This window comes from Tardiphaga sp. 768_D3_N2_1 (genome assembly GCF_052076105.1).
In the GTDB taxonomy this organism is placed as follows: domain Bacteria; phylum Pseudomonadota; class Alphaproteobacteria; order Rhizobiales; family Xanthobacteraceae; genus Tardiphaga.
Map to the genome: position 1 here is coordinate 1,557,423 of NZ_CP197245.1, position 18,394 is coordinate 1,575,816.

Below are 18,394 nucleotides of genomic sequence, written 5' to 3' on the forward strand. Positions count from 1 at the left end.
TCTGATGTCGGCGATATCCCATCCGAACCGGACACGGCTTCGGCGCAAGACGTCGTTTCTTGCGCCGTGTTTCATATTTGCGAGTTTGATCGGCAGCACGCTCGGCGGCTGCGCCGGCGGCGATTTCGGCCGGACCCGCAACAATGCGGTGACCGACGACATGCATCGCTGGATCGGCGTCGAGGCGACCGGCAGCGTCGGCCTGAAGTCGTCGGAATTCCAGCTCACCGATCTTGAACGCCAGATGCGCGATCTCGCTTATCCCCTGATCGAGCCGCCGCATTCGCGCCCTCTCTGGAAGAGTGTGTTTGGCGACTACAAGCCGATCGCATCGCCCTGGCGGCAGAACGTCCCCTTCGATCGCACGGCCTATGGCCGGCTCTTGATCGACGAGCCGCATCGCTCGCATACGTCGCGCTACAGCGTGCTGATGGACGACGCGCGCGACGACATCCTGCGCTTCGAAGCCTTCTATTCGACGGCGGCAAAGGTCATCGAGCTCGATCGCAAGCGCAATGCCAGCCTGAAGCTGGTGTCGGCGCTGGAGCCGAAGGAGCGCGCCGACGCCATCGCGCGCATGGATGAGAACGCGCTGATCGTGCAGTGGGTCGAGCAATGCCTGCAGCGCCGGGTGTCGTCCTACAAGTGGGCGCTGGAGCGGATGGTGATCCACGCCCCCGACGGCATGGCGTCCAGCGCCGATATGCTGATCGGCGAATTGGCGGCGCAGACCACGGCCATGGCGGGCAGCCTCACGCCGGTTCGCCCCGGCAAGGTGCTCCAGGTCGGCGGATAGGGAAGAGCAGGCGGATTACGCCTCGCTGATCCGCGCTACGGCGTCGGATTTTTCCACTGGCTTCACCTGATCGTCCGGGACGGTCTGGCGGCCAAGAATCTGCCGCGCGCCCTTGCGCGAAAATGGCTGCACAATCTGTCCCAGAAAATCAGGTGCAACCTTGCCGCTGATGCCGAGCCGATCCGGCGACGCCTTGGCGGGATTGAGATAGCTGCCGAACACATGGTCCCACACCATGATGTTCTCGCAATAGTTGCTGTTGCCTTCTTTCAGCGTCTTTGAGTGATGCCAGCGATGCAATTTTGGCGTCGCAAAGATCGGATCGAACAGCGCCGTGCGCGTCTCCACATTGCAATGGGTGAGGAGGCCGGTAACGGCGGTCACCGCGCCGACCCACAGGAAGACCGGCAACGGTGCATCGAGCAGGTAGAGCGGCGCCTGGCTGAGCACCATCTTGATCAGCGAGTCGATCACATGGAAGCGTCCGGTATTCACCACCCAGAGCCGGACCACGCTGTGATGAAGCGCATGAAAGCGCCAGAAGAACAGGTTTTCATGCGCGATCCGGTGTGACCAGTAGAGGCCGAATTCGGCAATCACCAGCGCGAGCGCGACCTGCGCGATCAGCGGCCACTGTGTCGGCCACAGATGCGAGGCGTGATCGTTCGCGCGCGTCACGGTCGCCACCGCCATCGGCACGATCGAGGTCGCCGCAACAGCCAGTTGCGCCGTGCCCTTGGTCAGCAGCGTATGACCAATGTCATTCAGTGTTTCGCCATCATGCTCAAGCCATTCGGCACGGTGCGGCATCAGCCGTTCGAGGGCGACGATGGCGAGAAACAACGCGGCATAGATGGTATTGAACCAGAACAGCGGCGCGTCGCTGGCGAAGGCCATGCCGGCACCGATCAGCGCCCCGAAATACAGCAGCGGCCACCAGATCAGGGACAGGAGATATGTGACGGCCGTATCGGACGTCGCTTGGTCGTGTTGCATGGAGGCCCCGCATTCGCGCCGATTCGTGGATCGGCAATCGATGCGGAGCTTCGCTGCGACAGATGGCAGGCAGATTACGCCAGAGGGCTCTTTAGATGTTTTCCATGCGGAAAAACGTCACGGCTGAGGACGTGTCAGAGCTGATAATTGACGCCGACACGGACAATATTGCCGGTGATGTCGGAGTCGACGCCAATCATTTTTGTTCCGCGCCAAAAGGTGTTGCTGGTCAGCGTGGTCGCCGTATTGCCGATGGTGCCGAGATTGAAATGCAGATACTCGATCTTGGCCGTCCAGTTCGATGCAATCTTCGTTTCCAGGCCGCCGCCGATCGTCCAGCCGACCAGCGTGTCTGAGGCCTCTCCGCTGGAGCACATCACGTTCCTTCGGCATGGCTGGCTCGGATCTGGCACGACGTTTGTCGACACCTTTGCCTGCCCATAGGCGAGGCCGCCCGTTGCAAATAGCAGCGTATCCGGTGTCGCGAGATAGCCCAGTCGTCCGCGCACGGTGCCAAACCAGGTCAGCTCGGTGCTATGGCTGGTTATCATCTCTGGAAGCGCGCCGACCTCCAATGCGTGATGGGTCGCAACACTGGTGGATTTGGCATATGAGAAATCGGCTTCCAGGCCCGTGACCCAGTGGCCGAATTGCCAGTTGTAGCCAACTTCGATGCCACCGATGGCCCCCTTCAGACGGGAGTCGAGTGAGGTGGGGATCGATCCTTGCGACTGGGAAAAGGACATGAAGACCGGGTCGAGCGCCGAAATGCTCGAAGCGCTGTCAGCCCAGCGATAGCCGACGGTGCCGCCGATATAGGCGCCGGCCCAGCTTGGCATTGGAGACTGCACGAGAGCAGGCGCCGCCTTGTAATGCGGCTCAGCGAGATTGTCTGCGGATAGCGCCGGAGTTGATGCCAACAGAACGCAACCCATCACGCAGGCGAATTTCGCAGATGTCGACATCAAGCTCTCCAGATACGTCGAGGCGTGAATTCCAGATACGAAAGCCCTCACGCAGCAGGTCTTTCGACAGGCGCATCCGGATCATCCGGAGTCGCCATCGCCACTGCTACGTGGCGCGGGATTTCGTGTCGTCACCCCGAAGTATGATGTGGTAAAATATGCCGCGTGTGCGTGTCTGGAAATTGACTCTGGCTTCGCTGTGCCACACCAGAGCGCGCGCAATGACTGGTTTGGAATATTCATGGACGTTGTCGACAATGACGTACTCTCTTCAATCATCGGAGATATCTACGACTGCGTTCTGAACCGAGAGGGATGGGCGAGTGTACTCACCCGCATCACGCAGACGATGGATGCGGCCTACACCACGATCGCCCTGGCAGGCACGTCAGACAATCACGGCCGGTTTGCTGCCCAATCGCCTTGGGATGCGGAGCGCATGCGCGCACTGCAGGACTACAGTTTCGATGATATTCCGGGCCTGAAAGCCGCGGTGGTCGGCGATATCGATACGCCTATATCCACGCTGTCGCTGATGCCCGAAAGTGAATTGCAGCAGACTGCGTTCTTTCGCAATTGGGCTGGGCCGCAGGGATTGCGGGAAGGGTGCATCGTCAAGTTCGTCCATACGCCGGATCGCATCGGTCTGCTCGGCTGCACGACCTGGGCGGACAGGGCTGCTGTATCTGCCGTGGACCAACGGTTTCTGACCTTGCTGTCTCCGCATCTGCGCCGGGCTGCGATGATCAGCGACCTGCTCGATGACGTGCGCGTGACGGCGCATCTGTTTCGCGAATCCCTCGAGAACCTCGCAGTGCCCGTCGTGTTGACCGACGCGGTCGGATCGGTGCTCCATGCCAATGCCAGTGCCGAACGCATGTTCGCAACGGATGGTCCGATCCTGCGTCAGGGGCGAACCATTCAGGCACAGAACGCGTTGATGGGGGATGCTCTGTTGCAGGCGATCGCAAGCGCTGCCTCGGACCTCTCGCTCGGTGCCAAAGGCATTGGCCTGCCGGTGTCGGCGGCAGGGCAACCGCCCGCGGTCGCCTATGTCTTGCCCCTAACGGCTGGCACGGCGCGCGCCGCTTTCCGCCCTGCATGTGCGGCGGTCTTCGTTTCGACAACGACCTCGGCCTCTCCAATGCCGGAGGCTGTGTTGACGACGCTGTTTGAACTCACGCCCGCCGAGGCGCGCGTGCTCGTGAGCGCCGGAAAGGGGCTCAACCCGTCCCAGACTGCCGCTTCGCTCGGGATCTCGGAGAATACGCTGAAGACACATCTCAACCGGATCTACGCCAAGACCGGAAGGTCACGGCAGGCCGATCTCGTGAAGCTTGTCGCGGATATCGGCACGCCGTTGGCAACGGGATAGCTGATTGCGCGATAGCGAGCGCTCAGCGCTTGCCCTTCACCGGCGCAGCCGGCGGATCGGTCTGCACCCGGCAATTCGAGGCGGCGAGGGATGCCTGGGCCTGGATCATCAGGCCGGGCTCGGCGGCGAGCGCCTTCAGCACGATCAGGCCGGTCGGAGTCGGCGAGTCGATGATGAGGCGGTCGGCGGATGTGACATCCTCTTCCTCGGGCAGCGCTTCGTGCTGCGCTTCGGTCATCAGATCGAGTTCGATGACGCGACGCCCCGCGGAACGATCATTGATCGCGTAGTAAGCGACGTCGCTGCGGGTATAGAACGACACGGATGTGTAGGACTGGCTGACCGGTACCGTGAGCTTGATCGGTCCCTTCGACAGATCATAGCGGCAGACAGCCATGGCGAAGGCCGGGTCCATGAATGGCAGCAGCGCATTGGCCGGTTCGGTCTGCGGCAGTGCAGTGACCGCGTTTTCTTTCGTCACCGAGGCGAGGCGCGAATAGGCGTCCTGCGTCGCGATGCGCGGCAGCGCCAGCACGCTGACGAGATGCACGATACCGCCGAGCACGACACCACCGATGATTGCGAACAGCAGCCGGATCATGGGCAGCTCACCGTGGCAATGGCGGGCATCGGCGCGTCTTTCTGCGTCCGGGTAGCAACGCCAACCGGCGTATCGTACAGCCGCAGCATCAACACATAGCGTTCCAGCGCTGATGTCGGCAGCCAGTTGCCCGCGCGCGAGCGTGCAGCGATGCGGATCTCGAACGCGCCGTCGGCATTGCGCACCACTTCCTGGCTGGTGAAGCCGTAGCGCTGCAATGTGTTGGGCACCAGACGGCCCTTGGTGTCATAGAGCGAGAGCGTCCAGAAACGCGCAGCCGGTGTCACGCCCGACACGACGATATCGCAGCGACCATCCAGCGGCTTCTTCTTGTCGTCGGCGGTGGCGGTGAAGGTGACGCCGTCGCCGGTGCCGATCGGCAATTCGCCCGACCGTGCAATGGACGCACGCGCATAGGGATCAATCTCGCTGGTGCCGGTGCGCGGGCGCGCGGTCCATGCACCGATCGTGAGCGTGCCGAGGTCTGTGCCGCGGGTCGCGGTGGTCCAGGTCAGACCGAGACCGACAATAGTGGCGATCGCGAGCGCCAGGAGCGTGAGGAAGATCAGCCGCACGTGCGCACCGTCATGATAGCAGCTTCAGTTCTTGCGCGACGCGGGGGCGGTTGCGGATGTGGTCGCGGACGTCATTGGTTTGGTATCCGCTGCATCATTGGCCGACGCGTAGCTCTCGGGGAAGGCCAGCGCGGAGGAGGCGCGGGGCTTCAATGGTTCGTTGGAGGATGTGCGGCCAGCGGTCTTGCCGGCGTCGTCGAGCAGCTTCTCGACACGCAGCAGGATGTCGGCGCCGCGGCGGGTCAGCACCGGCGGCGGGCCAGGCTTGGCGTCCTGCGCATTGGCGGCCGTGACGGATGAGGCAGCTGCAGCAGGATTCTTGGTGCCCGCGCCGACACCCGGGATTTCCTTGATCTCGATGCCCTGATGGGCTGCGACCATGATGTCATGCCATGTCTGCGCCGGCAGCGAGCCGCCGGTCATGCGGTTGGTCGGCGAGTAGTCGTCATTGCCGTACCAGACCGCGCAGCTGAAGTTGCCGGTGTAGCCGACGAACCAGGCGTCGCGATACGCATTGGTAGTGCCGGTCTTGCCTGCGGTTGGAATGCCATCGAGGGCAGCGCGCCGTGCGGTGCCCTCGCTGACCACGTGGCTCATCATGCTGGCCATGTCGGCGGCGACCGAGGCGGGGATGGCCTGCAACTGTTTCGGACCATCGCGGTCGAACCGCCAGACGAGGTCACCGGCGCCGGTGCGCACTTCCAGCACGGCATGCGGCGTCGACGAGCGGCCCTTGTTAGGGAAGGTCGCATAGGCGACGGCGTGTTCAAGCACGGTCACTTCGGTGGAGCCGATCGGCAGCGACGGCGTATCGAGCAGCGGCGCCTTGATGCCGAAGCGGCGTGCGGTCTCGACAATCTTGGCACGGCCGGCCTTGGCCGGGTTCTGCGCGCCCTTGCCAAGCGCAATGGAGATCTTCACCGGCACGACGTTGATCGAACGGGTGATCGCCTGCGTCAGGGTCACGTTGCCGGAATAGGAGTGGCCGTAGTTCTGCGGGCACCAGTTGCCGATACAGACCGGGCCGTCGAGGATGATCGAGGTCGGCTTGTAACCGTTGAGCAGCGCCGTCGTGTAGACATAGGGCTTGAAGGATGAGCCGGGCTGGCGCATCGCGTCCACCGCACGGTTGAACTGGCTGGCGCCATAGTCGCGGCCGCCCACCATGGCGCGGACGCCGCCTTCAAGATCCGACACGACGGTTGCGGCCTGCGTCGCGTGATAGTCGCGGCCGAACTGGCGGAGCTGGTTTTCCACGGCGGCTTCGGCGGCGCGCTGCACATTCATGTCGATGGCGGTGCGGACCACGAAGACGCGTTCGATATAGGATTTCGGGAATGTATCGACGAGCTTGCGCATCTCGTCGAAGGCCCAGTCGAGATAGTAGTTCGGCGAGATTTCCTGACGACGATCGACGGCGACGGCAGGATTGCGCCGTGCGCCGAACACCTGGCCTTCGGTCATGAAGCCGGCATCGACGAGGTTGTCGAGCACCACGTTGGCGCGGGCGCGCGCGGCCGGCAGGTTGATATGCGGCGCGTATTTGGTCGGGGCCTTGAACAGGCCGGCGAGCATCGCGGCTTCCGCAAGGTTCACATCGCGGGCGGATTTGTTGAAGTAGAAATGCGCGGCGCCGTCGACGCCGAACGTGCCGCCGCCCATGTAAGCGCGATCGAGATAGAGCTTCAGGATCTCGTTCTTGGTCAGGCGGGTTTCCAGCCAGATGGCGAGGAACGCTTCGTTGACCTTGCGTTCGATGGTGCGCTCATTCGACAGGAACAGGTTCTTGGCGAGCTGCTGCGTCAGTGACGAGCCGCCCTGGCGCACGCCGCCAGCCTGCGCATTGGTCACCAGCGCGCGCGCGGTGCCTGCGATATCGATGCCGAAGTGATCGTAGAAGCGGCGGTCCTCGGTCGCGAGGGTGGCCTTGATCAGGTTGTCCGGGAAGTCTTCCAGCGGGATCGAGTCGTTGTGCTTGATGCCGCGGCTGCCGATCGGATTGCCGTAACGATCGAGGAACGTCACCGCGAGGTCGGATTTCTTCAGCCAGTCTTCATCGGCAGTTTCTCGAAACGCCGGCTGCGCCAAAGCGAGCATCAGGATCAGACCGCCGAGGCCGATGGTGGCCATTTCCGATAGCGGCTCGATGAATACCCAGCGCTTCCAGCGGCCGACATAGAAGCGGTCCATGAAGGTGGAGTAGCGCTCCCACAGTTCGCGGGTGCCGCGGCCGGACGAGAACAGGCCGGAATCGATGCGCGCATCCAGATCCAGCAAGAAATGCCGGAATTTGGTCTTCCAACGGGATGGCACGATCTGAGGCACGGGGGCCCTTGGTTTGTTGCGATATTCATGCGTCACGCTCGCGACGCATGTGGATGTCTTGCGGACATATTACGGCGATCCAGCGGCGCGGCGAGGCACCGAAAGACTCGCCAAGTTCTAGCCGAGCAGGGCCGATAAACCAATGGCATCGCTCGGAATTTTGCGTGAGAGAGCTAACGGCCTGCCGGGTTTTGCCCTTAGTTTGCGAAGCCGTGATCACGATGTTGCTTGCAGAGGTGATGCGGCTGCACCTAGAACGGCTTTTCGCCGCAAACTGGATCGATTCAAATCGCATGACAGCGCGTCCCCCGCGTCCTTCCGCACAAGCGGGAATGTTCTGGAAAACCAAGACGTTGGAAGAGATGTCCGACGGCGAGTGGGAAAGCCTGTGCGATGGCTGCGGACGCTGCTGCCTGGAGAAGCTGGAAGACGAAGATACCGGCAAGATCTATTACACCCATGTGGCCTGCCGCTTGCTCGACGCCGGCCTCTGCGCCTGCAAGGATTATCCGAACCGCTCCGACAAGGTTCCCGATTGCGTGCGGCTGACCCCCGACAATGTCCGCACCCTGAGCTGGCTGCCGCCGAGCTGCGGCTACAAGCTCGCGGCCGAGGGGCGCGATCTCTACTGGTGGCATCCGCTGATCTCCGGCAGCCCCGACACCGTCCATGAGGCCGGCGTCTCGGTGCGCGGGCGGGTCGAGGGCAACGAGGACACGATCTCCGACGACGAGCTGCAGGATCACATCGTTCGATGGCCTGCCTTGCTGCCGCGCAAGGCCAAGCTGAAGAAGCGGCCGGCCTAAAACCCGCGGTGTGCGGTGTCCGGTCACGCGCATATGACGGTCAGATGATCGCGGCGGGACGCTCCCATGCAAGGAAACAACTGTTGCTGCACGGGGCGGGGGAATAGATTTCTTCCAAAGAGAGTCTGTGCGCGATGCCGCGTGCCGGTTGGGCTCTCGCGTTACCTCCCAGATCCTTTGAATCCGAAGTTTCATGAACAAGATCGAGCGGCAGAGCCGGTCAACGGCCGATGACCAGACATTGCCCGAGGACATCCCGTCGGATGAGCTCCTGTCGGACGAACTCGCGCAGGAACTGTCGCGGATCCCCACTGAAGTAATCGAACCCGGCGATGCGCCTGCTGCCGTGAAGGCGCCGCTAACCCCCGCCGAAGTCCGCACCATCCTGATGAGCCTGCTGCTGACCATGTTCCTGGCGGCGCTCGACCAGACCATCGTCGCCACCGCGCTGCCGACCATCGGCCGGCAATTCGCCGACGTGAACAATCTGTCCTGGGTCATCACCGCCTATCTCTTGGCATCGACCGCAGTGGCACCGGTGTTCGGCACGCTCAGCGATATCTATGGCCGCCGCGCGATGATCATCACCGCGATGTCGCTGTTCATGGCCGGCTCGATCCTCTGTGCATTGGCGCCGAACATGATTGTGCTGATCATCGCGCGCGCTTTGCAGGGCCTCGGCGGCGGCGGCATCCTGCCCATCGTGCAGGTGGTGATTTCCGACGTGGTGTCGCCGCGTGAGCGCGGCCAGTATCAGGCTTATTTCAGCGGCGTATGGGTGGCGGCCGGCATCGGCGGCCCGATCATCGGCGGCTTGTTCGCCGAACATCTGCATTGGTCGATGATCTTCTGGATCAACATTCCGCTCGGCGTTGGATCGCTGGCGCTGTTGCTGCCGAAGATGAAGAAGCTTCCTGTGTTCCATCGCCGCCGCAAGGTCGACTGGCTCGGCGGCCTGTTGCTGATGGCCTCGGCCGTCGTCTTCATGCTGGTGCTGACATGGGGCGGCACCAAATTCTCGTGGGCGTCACCGACCATCGTCGCGATGATCGGCGCTGCGGCTGTGATGGCTTTCGCCTTCATCTGGCATGCGATCCATCACGATGAGCCGTTCCTGCCGTTGCCGCTGATGTCCGGCTCGGTGGTGCCTTTCGCGATGGCCGCCGGCGGCTGCGCGATGGGCGCGATGCTCGGGCTCACCGTGCACATGCCGCTCTATTACGAAGTGGTCTACGGCCTGACGGCAGGCGAGGCCGGCGTCGCGCTGATCCCCATCGCGGCGGTGTCGGTCGGCGGCGCCGCCTTTGCCGGCCACATGATGACCAAGGCGAAGCACTACAAGCGCGTGGCGATCGCCGGCACGGGCATGTCGGCGCTGATGGGCCTGTTGCTGGCGCTGATGACGCCGTTGCCGCTATGGGCGCTGCTCACGATGCTCGGCCTCTTCTCCATCGGGCTCGGCACGGTGTTTCCCGTCAGCCTCGTCTCGATCCAGAACGCCGTGCCGCGGCCGCAGATCGGCACCGCCACCGGCGCGATGAACTTCTTCCGCGCGCTGATGGCGTCGTTCACTGTCGCCGCCTTCACGACCATCCTGCTGATGGCGCTGGGCACGGAGATCTCGATCACAGGCGAACACGCCGGCAGCACGCATCCGATCGCAGCCGGCGATATGGTCACCGCCTTCCGTTACGTGTTCGAAGCCGCGGCAGCCCTGATGGCGCTCTCGACTACGTTCCTGCTGCTGATGGAAGAACGCCCGCTGGCAGGGCCGGCAAAGGCGAAGCCGTCACTGGTTTCGGAATAGACTTTTAGAGTGGCGCAGATCAGGCGAAGCCGTAATCCGCCGGTGGAAGGTCGGGCGTCGGATTACGCTGCGCTAATCCACCTGCTGTAACGAGCGAGCTTACACATAGTTACCGCATGATTAATTCATAATTGAGCCTGTTAGTGAACCTTCCTGCAACCTCTGCCGCTTAGGTTGAGTTCAGTTTTCAGGGGGACGGCGTGGAAGAAATCCGCGGCCGTATCAGGAGGTTTCAGTGTTGCGTTTGATTTCGAAATTTATCGACGATGAGTCCGGTGCAACGGCCATCGAATACGCGCTGATCGCTGCCGGCATCAGCCTCGCGATCATCGTCACCGTGCAGGGCCTTGGTACCACGCTGAACGGCCGCTATGCCGCTGTGAATTCATCGCTGAAATAGGGCAGCGAAGACCGGCCGGTGCCAGCACGCCGCTATTGCAACCGGCAAAAGACATGGCTGTCTTGTCGGAACGCAATGTTGTGAATGTCCTATCGATTGCGGTGTAGCACCCTATATGATCGTGCGCGGGCCTCGAGCCTGCGCATTTTCATATGGATGACCATCATGACTTTGAATTCGCTTTTGAATCTTTCGGCATTTGCCGGTTTGGGATTTGCCGCATTCGTCCTCGCGGGAGCGACCCCGGCCTCGGCGGCAGGTGCGCAATACTGCATCGCCCAGAGCGGTGCCAACGGCGAATCCTCCTATGTCAGCAACTGCATCTTTTCCGACTACCAGCAATGCATCAATGCTGCCGTCGGTACGCGAGGCAACTGCGTGGGCAATATCGACTATCGCGGCGGAGCTGCCACGGAGCCGGCGCCACAACGTCGCCGGCGCGCGCGGTAAGTGATCGCCCGTTCGTAAAGGACGCATCGATGACAACAAGGATTTGCGGGCCCCTATGGGCTGTGGCTGCGATCACCATCGCGTCGGTCTCGTTCGCGACTCTGGAGCCCGCGCAGGCGCGGCCATCGGTCGCGGCCCGTTCCGGTATTCCGCCGTTCTGCGTGTTGACCGGCGGCCCCCGCGGGCCGGGGAGTGTGCCGCAGATATGCCGGTTCTTCGACTATCAGCAATGCCTGCAGGCCGCGGCCGCCCTGCGCGGCAATTGCGTGGTCAATATCGACTATCCCGGCAAGATCACCGGCGCGCCGGGAGCGGCGTGGTCGCAGCCGCCGCGATAGCCAGTGCCTTGATTGCGCGGATAAAATTCCGATATAGGGACTAAATTCAAAATCTAGGATTTTTAGCCTTGACAGCGTTGCGCTGTCGAAGTAGCTTTACGGCATGCTCCACAATTGGGTTCGCAGGAGACGCCGCCGCTGATTGGCGGTGAATCTGCGCCGTCTGTGTTCGGCCCGTGTGGCGGTGAATGATCCGGAACATCGGTCCAGATCCCGCGTTGCTCTTGATACGGTGCCGCAACGAATCTCGTGATGGCATCCAGCAGCAAGCGAAATGAGGGTGCCATGATGATCAGGAATTCGGCAACCAAGGAGAAAGGGCAGATCGTCGAAACCGCGACCGAGGCACGCCAGGCCGAACCGGGCCCGTCCATTCTCGCGCTGTTGACGATCAGCCTTGGCCTCGCTGTGCTGATCCTCGGTGTGGTCTGGTTTGTGTTCTTCAGGACGTGATCGGTTCCGGCGATCGGCCGAGCATATCAGTCAGTCCGGCATGAGCGACTGACAGCAGCAACGAGTTTCCAACATGGCCAGAAAACCAATAGCCCGCCCGGCGAGAAAGCCGGCGCGGGCTGCTGCCGTGAGAGCTAAGGAAACTCCGGCAATTGTATTGCCCGATGCAATTGATGACGTATCTGCTGATAACATGACGTCCGATGATGGGGCGAAGACTGGGTCGCGCGGTCCATTGGTCAAGCGTGTCACCAAAGTCATCGAACGCGAACTGGATCTGATCGAGAAGATCGTCGGGCGCACAGGCGGGGATGAAGCCCTGCGCACCGAAGCCGAACGCCGCGCCCGAACGCTGGCGGTGCTGGCGCGTACGCTGATCGAATTGAAGAAGGGACGTGTCGACGACGAACAAGGGTCTGCAGAAGATGACGACCGCCCCCGGGACCTCGACGAACTCCGTCAAAGACTTTCTGAGCGTCTTGCAAAACGCCTCCAGGGAGGAGCGCGACTTCCTGCTGGCGGGGCTAACGCGCGGCGAGATGACGTTCCTGAATGAGAGTTGGCATGTATTCGCGCATGCGCATCAGCTTCCGCCGGTGCTGGCCGGCAACAACGCGCCGTGGCTGACCTGGCTGATGATCGGCGGCCGCGGTGCGGGCAAGACACGCGCCGGCGCCGAGTGGGTGCGCGCGCAGGCAATGGGCCGTCCACCGCTCGCCTATGAGGTCGCGGAACGGATCGCGCTGGTCGGAGAAACCGAACACGACGTGCGCGAAGTGATGATCGAAGGCGTCTCAGGCCTGATGGAGGTTCATGAAAGGCACGAGCGCCCCGTCTGGATGCCGTCACGCAAGCGGCTGGAATGGAGCAATGGCGCCGTCGCACAGGTGTTTTCCGCGGAGGATCCCGAGAGCCTGCGCGGCCCGCAATTTTCATGCGCATGGTCCGACGAGATGGCGAAGTGGCGCTATGCCGAAGCGGCTTTCGACATGCTGCAATTCGGCCTGCGGCTCGGCAGCCAGCCGCGGCAGATGATCACCACGACGCCGCGCCCGACCGCGCTGCTCAAGCGCCTGATGGGCGATCCGACGACGGTGACCACACGCGCCGCGACGGTGGTGAATGCGTTCAATCTCGCGCCGACGTTTCTGCAGAGCGTGATGGGCCGCTATGCGGGCACGCGGCTGGGACGGCAGGAACTGGTGGGCGAGATCATCGAGGATCGGCCCGATGCATTGTGGTCGCGTGCACTGCTCGAACAGTGCCGCGTGCGCGACGCTCCGCCCATGCAGCGCATCGTCGTGGCTGTCGATCCGCCGGTGTCGTCGGGCAAACGTGCGGATGCCTGCGGCATCGTCGCGGCGGGGATCGCCGAGGACGGTATCGTCTATGTGATGGCCGATGACACCGTATCCTCGGTGACGCCGACGGCCTGGGCCAACAAGGCGATCGCGCTGTGGCGCAGGCTCGAGGCCGATGCGCTGGTGGTGGAAGTCAACCAGGGCGGCGAGATGGTGCGCAGCGTGATCAACGAGGTAGACCATACCGTGCCCGTGACGCCGGTGCGCGCCGTGCGCGGCAAATGGCTGCGCGCCGAGCCGGTGGCGACCCTGTACGAGCAGGGCCGCGTGAAACATGCCGGTAGCTTTACCGCGCTGGAAGACGAGATGTGTGACTTCGCAAGTTCAGGCCTGTCGTCGGGCCATTCGCCGGATCGCCTGGATGCCATGGTCTGGGCCGTCGCGTCGCTGGCGCTGGTGCCGCGCGGCGGTGGGCCGCGGGTGCGGGTGTTGTGAGCATCGTGTCAGGGCATCACGGAGTGGGATCATATCATGTTCGATCGATTGAAAGCCTATCTCGCGGCGCCGGAAGCGAAGGCGTCGCGCACCGCGCGTTTACTGGCCTTTGAATCGGGCGGACGCGCGCGATGGACGCCGAAGGATTTTGCGGCGCTGGCGCGCGAGGGCTATCTGTCGAACGCCATCGTGCATCGCGCCGTGCGATTGATCGCCGAGAATGCCGCGGCGTGCAGCTTCCTCGTCTTCGATGGGGCGCAGGAGCGCGAGGCGCATCCGCTGGCGCAGCTCCTGACGCGGCCGAATCCGCGGCAGGATGGCGGCGTGTTTTTTGAGACGCTCTATGCGCATCTGCTGCTTGCCGGCAACGCCTATGTCGAAGCCGTCACGCTCGATGAACAAGTGCGGCAGCACGAGGTCCGTGAACTCTACGCGCTGCGGCCGGATCGCATGAAAGTCGTGCCCGGCAGCGATGGCTGGGCCGAGGCCTATGACTACAGCGTCGGCGGCCGCAGCGTGCGCTTCGATCAGCAGGCCTCCGGCGTGCCGCCGATCCTGCATCTGACCTTCTTTCATCCGCTCGACGATCATTATGGCCTGGCGCCGATCGACGCGGCGGCGACTGCGCTCGACACCCACAACGCCTCGTCGAAATGGAACAAGGCGCTGCTCGACAACGCCGCGCGCCCCTCCGGCGCGCTGGTCTATGCGGGGCCGGAGGGATCGGTGCTGTCCGAGCCGCAATTCGATCGCCTCAAGCGCGAACTCGAAGGCAATTATCAGGGCGCGGCCAATGCCGGCCGGCCGCTGCTGCTGGAAGGCGGCCTCGACTGGAAGGCGATGTCGCTGACGCCGAAGGACATGGATTTCCTCGAGGCCAAGCACACGGCCGCGCGCGAGATCGCGCTCGCTTTCGGTGTGCCGCCGATGCTGCTCGGCATTCCCGGCGACAATACATTTGCGAATTTCCAGGAAGCCAACCGCGTGTTCTTCCGCCAGACCGTGCTGCCGCTGGCGGCGCGCACCGGCAACGCGCTGGCGCAATGGCTCGCGCCTGCGTTCGGTGACGGCATCCGCATCGACATCGACACCGACCGCGTGGATGCGCTCGCCGCCGATCGCACCGCGCTATGGGAGCGCGTCAGCAGCGCGGACTTCCTGACGCTGAACGAGAAACGCGAAGCCGTGGGCTATGCGCCGGTGGAGGGCGGGGACCGGCTGGGCTAGGGCGCGCGCCTCTCACAGCGATCACCCTCACACGCGACTTCGAGCACCAGCACGCGCGGTGCATGCGTTCATCTGTCCGGTTACGGGAAACTCCTCTCATGATTGATCGAGACGCCATCGTGCTCGCGCATCAGCGCAAGCGCGGCATGCGGCCGGATGCGCATCGTTATATCAGACCTGACGTTGCGCGCTTTCTCCTGCCGGGTACCGCTCCGGCCAGCGTGTTTCCCGCCCTCGATATCAAATACAGCCCGACCCAGCGGCGGATTCCCGCAGGACAAACCGGAGGCGGACGCTGGGTAGACGAATTGGTGGCGAGCGGTGAGAATCTCTTGTGGGGTGGCTTGCAAGATCTCGTCGGAGGCGGACTCGCCAACGCGCTCGGTGGAGCTCTTGGAAGTATTGGCAGCAGCCTTGGGGCGGGGCTCGGCGGCGGCGTGGATGCTGCCATCGGCGACGCGTCGGTCAATGCCGGCGATTCCGTTCAAGCGTTCGCTGACACCGATACATCGAACAGCTGGACGGATCTGATCGGCAACGATCTCACAACACCGGTCCCGATTCCGAATGCTGACGCCGCCGAAGACATCCCCGCCAATCTGGAGGAGGTTAATGCCCGGCGCGGAAATTCGCCGAACAGTTACTTCCCTGGCGCATCCACACAGCAACTTGTGCGGCTCGACCAGGCTGTCGCGCGCTCGGAAAATGCGCTGACGCAGATCAGGCAGTATGATGCCGAGTGGCGTCCGAGCGAGACCAGTCTTCGCGCACCGGGCAGTGTCGAAGGTGCGATCCGGAGTGCCGAAGCACGTGCAGCCGAATCCGAGACGCGGCTCGATCAACTGCGCTCCGGCATTGGCGGCAATTTTCCACCACAGACGCCGTCACCGCGGTCCGCTGCGTCCTCTCCGCGCGTATTCGATGGCGGTGCGTGGATCGATTCCTATCGCGGCATCAACAATGCGCCGGATTTGTTTGGACAGGCGGTATGGCCCGCCGATAAAGGCACCGTGGCCGTCGGCCAAATTGACGGGGATTTATATTTTGGTGTGAATTCGACGGCGCCAGGATATGGAAGCCCAGATCGTTTAATGGCCGTGCAGTTCCGTGACAGTCTAATTTCGAAGTATCCTTTCGATATGGATCTCGGGAATATTGGAGGAGTACCAAACGACGGGCTATTTCATGCTGAAACGACACTTTTGCTGCGAGCCGCAAGCGATCACGGAGGGTCTTTGGAAAACCGTTCAATCGAGATCATGGTGGATCGTGAGGTATGCTATAGTTGTGGTCAGATCTTGCCAAAACTAGGAATGGAGCTTGGTAATCCTTACGTAGTTTTTGTTGAGCGTGACACCGGCTTCAGGAGCGAGATGTGGAATGGTCGGTGGCTGAGCGGGAGGTACAAGAAGTGATCAGGACAATCTACTTCGATCGTTTCCGATGGTCCGATTGGCCGCATCCAAGCGCGCTGGAGCCGTTCTTTCTGGCACCTCCGGGTCAAGAATGGTCTTATCTCGGCGGCAACGATAGCTGGGGCATGAATGCTAAAGGCCTCTACGGTACATCTCATTTGCCAGAGGCGGACCAGGTTGGTGTTTCCTTGACGATGATTGGCAATCGTCAACTTGGCGTCTATCTCGCTTACAGGAAGTGGGACGGGCGCGTTCGGGAGCAATACAGCTATAACGGCAAAGGCGACCTACGACAGCTTGGGGAGTTCGTGGAATCACTCCACGAGACACCATTGTCGGTTGGTCTGTTCGTGCCGTTTGCGATTGCGTGGAGAGCCGTGAAGCAATTCATGGAGACCGACGGCGAGTTCCCCAACAGTATCGAATGGGTAGCTGCGAAAGACCTTCCGCCCGGAACGTTTCCATTGCCACGGGGAGCGTAGTTCATCATGCCCCGCACCTATGTCATCCCTGATCTGCACGGAAGGCGCGATCTGCTCGATGCAGCGCTGCCGCGAATCGAGGCCCATGCCGGCGGCAAGGATGCGACCATCGTCGTGCTTGGCGACTATGTCGACAAGGGCCCGGATTCGCGCGGCGTGATTGCGCGGCTGCGGGCAGGGGTGGCACCGCACCTGCGGCTGGCGATGCTCAAGGGCAATCACGATGCGCTGATGGTGGCGGTGCTGCGCGGCGATGTGGCCGTGGCGAACTGGATGGTGAAGGGCGGCGATACGGCGCTGGCCTCCTATGGCGGCGAGGCCGCCGACGTGCCGGTGCATGACATCGACTGGCTCGACGGACGGCCGCTGTGGCACATGGATGCGCATCGCATTTATGTTCATGCCGGCGTCGATCCCGCGCTGCCGCTGGCGCAGCAGGATCCGCGGCTGCTGATGACCAAGCGTTATGCGGATGATGACGCGTCCGGCCATGATGCAGGCGAGGGCGCTCGCCATGTGGTGCATGGCCATGACCGCCATCCCGATGGGCCGCTGCTGAAACAGGGCCGCAGCAATTTCGACACTTATGCCTGGAAAACCGGCCGGCTGGTGATCGGCGTGTTCGATGACGCGCTGCCCGGCGGGCCTGTGGAACTGATCGAGATTATCGGGCCGCCGGCGCCTTGAGGCGGATGCGAGTTCTTGAACCAAAGACCGCGCTGCGACGCCTAACCGGGTAACGCAACCGAACCGGCACACCGCCATGTCCTCGATCATCGAAACTGTCGTCGAATTCCTTGCCGAGGTCGTCTGGGGTTGGGTGACAGCGCGATGGCCGTGGGTCGAGGACGCCGTGGGAGCGACCTGCCTTGCGGCCGGCGTGGTCGTGGGGCTGTCGTCATCCGGCGTCGAACGCGCGAAGGCGCTGATGATATGTGGCTTTGTCGGCATCGGCTTTGGTGTGTTGCTGCTGGTGCGCGCCTGGCGCTTGCGCCGCGCGGCGGCGACGCCGACGGAGTGAACGCCATGACTGTGACACCCGCGATGCTCGGCGCCAGCGAGGCGCTGCGCGACATGTTGTGGCCGTTCGACTTCACGGTCACCGACAATCAATCCCACGGTCCGGTCTGGATCGATGTCTCGGCGCTGCAGCCATTCGAGGTCGTCGGCCAGAACGGATCGGGCGGCCTCTTTGCGCTGGTCGGTGATACCAAACATGTGCTGCATCTGACGAGCGAAGGGCAGGCCGGCATCGTGGCGGCCAGCCTGCAGGACTTTCTCGAACTCGTCGTCGCGCATCCCTGGTGGGAACAGATCGCGTCATCCGCCGGCGGCGATCTCGCCGCGATGCGCGCAATGCTGGATGACGAGGGCGCGGATCTGGACGCGGCCGCGATCGATAACGACCCGGCGATCGAAGACAACCGTCCGCTGCTGCAGCAGCAGCTCGGGCTCAAAAGTCCCGCCGATCCGTTCGGCCTGCTACATCATGCGCTGGTGACGCTCGGCGCCGCTTACGATCTGCGCGACCTCGACGGCCGGCCGATGGAGCCGCTGTTTGGATATCGGCCGGAAAGCTGAGGAGAT

Annotated in this window: 21 protein-coding genes; 16 read left to right on the forward strand and 5 right to left on the reverse strand. The window is 62.8% G+C overall.

The window, feature by feature from the left end; genetic code table 11:
* The first annotated feature begins 4 nt into the window (after positions 1–4).
* Positions 5–796 (forward strand): hypothetical protein, encoded by a 792-nt coding sequence (locus AB8A27_RS07020; RefSeq protein ID WP_441241294.1) that lies wholly within the window; start codon positions 5–7, stop codon positions 794–796.
* Positions 797–811: 15 nt separating this feature from the next.
* Here the strand turns inward: AB8A27_RS07020 and AB8A27_RS07025 are convergent, their stop codons facing one another.
* Entirely contained in the window at positions 812–1,792 is a 981-nt protein-coding gene (locus tag AB8A27_RS07025) for a sterol desaturase family protein (protein WP_441241295.1), read from the reverse strand.
* A 134-nt stretch (positions 1,793–1,926) separates the two neighbouring features.
* On the reverse strand, positions 1,927–2,757 hold the full coding sequence (locus tag AB8A27_RS07030; protein ID WP_441241296.1) for an outer membrane protein: 831 nt from the start codon (positions 2,755–2,757) through the stop codon (positions 1,927–1,929).
* Between the two features lie 241 nt (positions 2,758–2,998).
* On the opposite strand from AB8A27_RS07030, the gene AB8A27_RS07035 reads away from it, so the two are divergent.
* Entirely contained in the window at positions 2,999–4,132 is a 1,134-nt protein-coding gene (locus AB8A27_RS07035; RefSeq protein WP_441241297.1) for a LuxR C-terminal-related transcriptional regulator, read from the forward strand.
* A gap of 22 nt (positions 4,133–4,154) precedes the next feature.
* On the opposite strand, the gene AB8A27_RS07040 is transcribed toward AB8A27_RS07035, so the two are convergent.
* The 3 genes from AB8A27_RS07040 to AB8A27_RS07050 are packed head-to-tail and all read right to left on the reverse strand — an operon-like array spanning position 4,155 to position 7,633.
* Complete coding sequence (locus AB8A27_RS07040; protein WP_092147892.1) at positions 4,155–4,733, reverse strand: DUF1254 domain-containing protein; 579 nt, start codon at positions 4,731–4,733, stop codon at positions 4,155–4,157.
* Positions 4,730–5,308 carry a DUF1214 domain-containing protein gene (locus AB8A27_RS07045; RefSeq protein ID WP_441241298.1) on the reverse strand — a complete coding sequence of 193 codons (579 nt, stop codon included), beginning with the start codon at positions 5,306–5,308 and terminating at the stop codon, positions 4,730–4,732. Before AB8A27_RS07045 ends, AB8A27_RS07040 begins: the two co-directional genes overlap by 4 nt.
* Positions 5,309–5,332: 24 nt before the next feature.
* Positions 5,333–7,633: a transglycosylase domain-containing protein gene (locus tag AB8A27_RS07050; RefSeq protein WP_441241299.1), complete on the reverse strand. Its 2,301-nt coding sequence runs from the start codon at positions 7,631–7,633 to the stop codon at positions 5,333–5,335.
* A gap of 293 nt (positions 7,634–7,926) precedes the next feature.
* On the opposite strand from AB8A27_RS07050, the gene AB8A27_RS07055 reads away from it, so the two are divergent.
* From AB8A27_RS07055 to AB8A27_RS07120, 14 genes are all read left to right on the forward strand, one after another.
* Positions 7,927–8,439, forward strand: a complete 513-nt coding sequence (locus AB8A27_RS07055) for a YcgN family cysteine cluster protein (protein ID WP_115033444.1) — start codon at positions 7,927–7,929, stop codon at positions 8,437–8,439.
* A 193-nt stretch (positions 8,440–8,632) separates the two neighbouring features.
* Positions 8,633–10,246, forward strand: coding sequence for an MDR family MFS transporter (locus AB8A27_RS07060; RefSeq protein ID WP_441241300.1), 1,614 nt, complete (start codon positions 8,633–8,635; stop codon positions 10,244–10,246).
* Positions 10,247–10,481: 235 nt separating this feature from the next.
* A complete protein-coding gene (locus AB8A27_RS07065; RefSeq protein WP_092147904.1) occupies positions 10,482–10,646 on the forward strand; it encodes a Flp family type IVb pilin in 165 nt (54 codons plus the stop codon).
* Between the two features lie 165 nt (positions 10,647–10,811).
* Entirely contained in the window at positions 10,812–11,096 is a 285-nt protein-coding gene (locus tag AB8A27_RS07070) for a DUF3551 domain-containing protein (RefSeq protein ID WP_158550507.1), read from the forward strand.
* Positions 11,097–11,125: 29 nt separating this feature from the next.
* The gene (locus AB8A27_RS07075; protein ID WP_441241301.1) at positions 11,126–11,434 is read left to right on the forward strand and encodes a DUF3551 domain-containing protein; all 309 of its coding nucleotides are present in this window, start codon (positions 11,126–11,128) and stop codon (positions 11,432–11,434) included.
* A 285-nt stretch (positions 11,435–11,719) separates the two neighbouring features.
* On the forward strand, positions 11,720–11,887 hold the full coding sequence (locus AB8A27_RS07080; RefSeq protein ID WP_441245068.1) for a hypothetical protein: 168 nt from the start codon (positions 11,720–11,722) through the stop codon (positions 11,885–11,887).
* Between the two features lie 73 nt (positions 11,888–11,960).
* Positions 11,961–12,443, forward strand: coding sequence for a hypothetical protein (locus AB8A27_RS07085; protein WP_441241302.1), 483 nt, complete (start codon positions 11,961–11,963; stop codon positions 12,441–12,443).
* Positions 12,427–13,683, forward strand: a complete 1,257-nt coding sequence (locus tag AB8A27_RS07090; RefSeq protein ID WP_441241303.1) for a DNA-packaging protein — start codon at positions 12,427–12,429, stop codon at positions 13,681–13,683. The genes AB8A27_RS07085 and AB8A27_RS07090 overlap by 17 nt, the downstream gene beginning before the upstream one ends.
* 36 nt (positions 13,684–13,719) lie before the next feature.
* Entirely contained in the window at positions 13,720–14,910 is a 1,191-nt protein-coding gene (locus tag AB8A27_RS07095) for a phage portal protein (RefSeq protein ID WP_441241304.1), read from the forward strand.
* Positions 14,911–15,008: 98 nt separating this feature from the next.
* Positions 15,009–16,325 carry a hypothetical protein gene (locus AB8A27_RS07100; protein ID WP_441241305.1) on the forward strand — a complete coding sequence of 439 codons (1,317 nt, stop codon included), beginning with the start codon at positions 15,009–15,011 and terminating at the stop codon, positions 16,323–16,325.
* Positions 16,286–16,807: an Imm1 family immunity protein gene (locus tag AB8A27_RS07105; RefSeq protein ID WP_441241306.1), complete on the forward strand. Its 522-nt coding sequence runs from the start codon at positions 16,286–16,288 to the stop codon at positions 16,805–16,807. Before AB8A27_RS07100 ends, AB8A27_RS07105 begins: the two co-directional genes overlap by 40 nt.
* Before the next feature lie 6 nt (positions 16,808–16,813).
* Positions 16,814–17,494, forward strand: a complete 681-nt coding sequence (locus AB8A27_RS07110) for a metallophosphoesterase (RefSeq protein ID WP_441241307.1) — start codon at positions 16,814–16,816, stop codon at positions 17,492–17,494.
* A gap of 76 nt (positions 17,495–17,570) precedes the next feature.
* Positions 17,571–17,828, forward strand: a complete 258-nt coding sequence (locus AB8A27_RS07115) for a hypothetical protein (protein WP_441241308.1) — start codon at positions 17,571–17,573, stop codon at positions 17,826–17,828.
* Positions 17,829–17,833: 5 nt separating this feature from the next.
* Positions 17,834–18,388, forward strand: a complete 555-nt coding sequence (locus AB8A27_RS07120; protein WP_441241309.1) for a hypothetical protein — start codon at positions 17,834–17,836, stop codon at positions 18,386–18,388.
* Positions 18,389–18,394 lie beyond the last annotated feature (6 nt).

Coding starts and splice junctions, on each gene's coding strand:
- AB8A27_RS07030 (WP_441241296.1), bottom strand. CDS start 2,757: ATGTCGACATCTGCGAAATTCGCCTGCGTGATGGGTTGCGTTCTGTTG.
- AB8A27_RS07110 (WP_441241307.1), top strand. CDS start 16,814: ATGCCCCGCACCTATGTCATCCCTGATCTGCACGGAAGGCGCGATCTG.
- AB8A27_RS07085 (WP_441241302.1), top strand. CDS start 11,961: ATGGCCAGAAAACCAATAGCCCGCCCGGCGAGAAAGCCGGCGCGGGCT.
- AB8A27_RS07080 (WP_441245068.1), top strand. CDS start 11,720: ATGATGATCAGGAATTCGGCAACCAAGGAGAAAGGGCAGATCGTCGAA.
- AB8A27_RS07055 (WP_115033444.1), top strand. CDS start 7,927: ATGACAGCGCGTCCCCCGCGTCCTTCCGCACAAGCGGGAATGTTCTGG.
- AB8A27_RS07095 (WP_441241304.1), top strand. CDS start 13,720: ATGTTCGATCGATTGAAAGCCTATCTCGCGGCGCCGGAAGCGAAGGCG.
- AB8A27_RS07100 (WP_441241305.1), top strand. CDS start 15,009: ATGATTGATCGAGACGCCATCGTGCTCGCGCATCAGCGCAAGCGCGGC.
- AB8A27_RS07120 (WP_441241309.1), top strand. CDS start 17,834: ATGACTGTGACACCCGCGATGCTCGGCGCCAGCGAGGCGCTGCGCGAC.
- AB8A27_RS07070 (WP_158550507.1), top strand. CDS start 10,812: ATGACTTTGAATTCGCTTTTGAATCTTTCGGCATTTGCCGGTTTGGGA.
- AB8A27_RS07025 (WP_441241295.1), bottom strand. CDS start 1,792: ATGCAACACGACCAAGCGACGTCCGATACGGCCGTCACATATCTCCTG.
- AB8A27_RS07020 (WP_441241294.1), top strand. CDS start 5: ATGTCGGCGATATCCCATCCGAACCGGACACGGCTTCGGCGCAAGACG.
- AB8A27_RS07060 (WP_441241300.1), top strand. CDS start 8,633: ATGAACAAGATCGAGCGGCAGAGCCGGTCAACGGCCGATGACCAGACA.
- AB8A27_RS07090 (WP_441241303.1), top strand. CDS start 12,427: ATGACGTTCCTGAATGAGAGTTGGCATGTATTCGCGCATGCGCATCAG.
- AB8A27_RS07115 (WP_441241308.1), top strand. CDS start 17,571: ATGTCCTCGATCATCGAAACTGTCGTCGAATTCCTTGCCGAGGTCGTC.
- AB8A27_RS07035 (WP_441241297.1), top strand. CDS start 2,999: ATGGACGTTGTCGACAATGACGTACTCTCTTCAATCATCGGAGATATC.
- AB8A27_RS07040 (WP_092147892.1), bottom strand. CDS start 4,733: ATGATCCGGCTGCTGTTCGCAATCATCGGTGGTGTCGTGCTCGGCGGT.
- AB8A27_RS07075 (WP_441241301.1), top strand. CDS start 11,126: ATGACAACAAGGATTTGCGGGCCCCTATGGGCTGTGGCTGCGATCACC.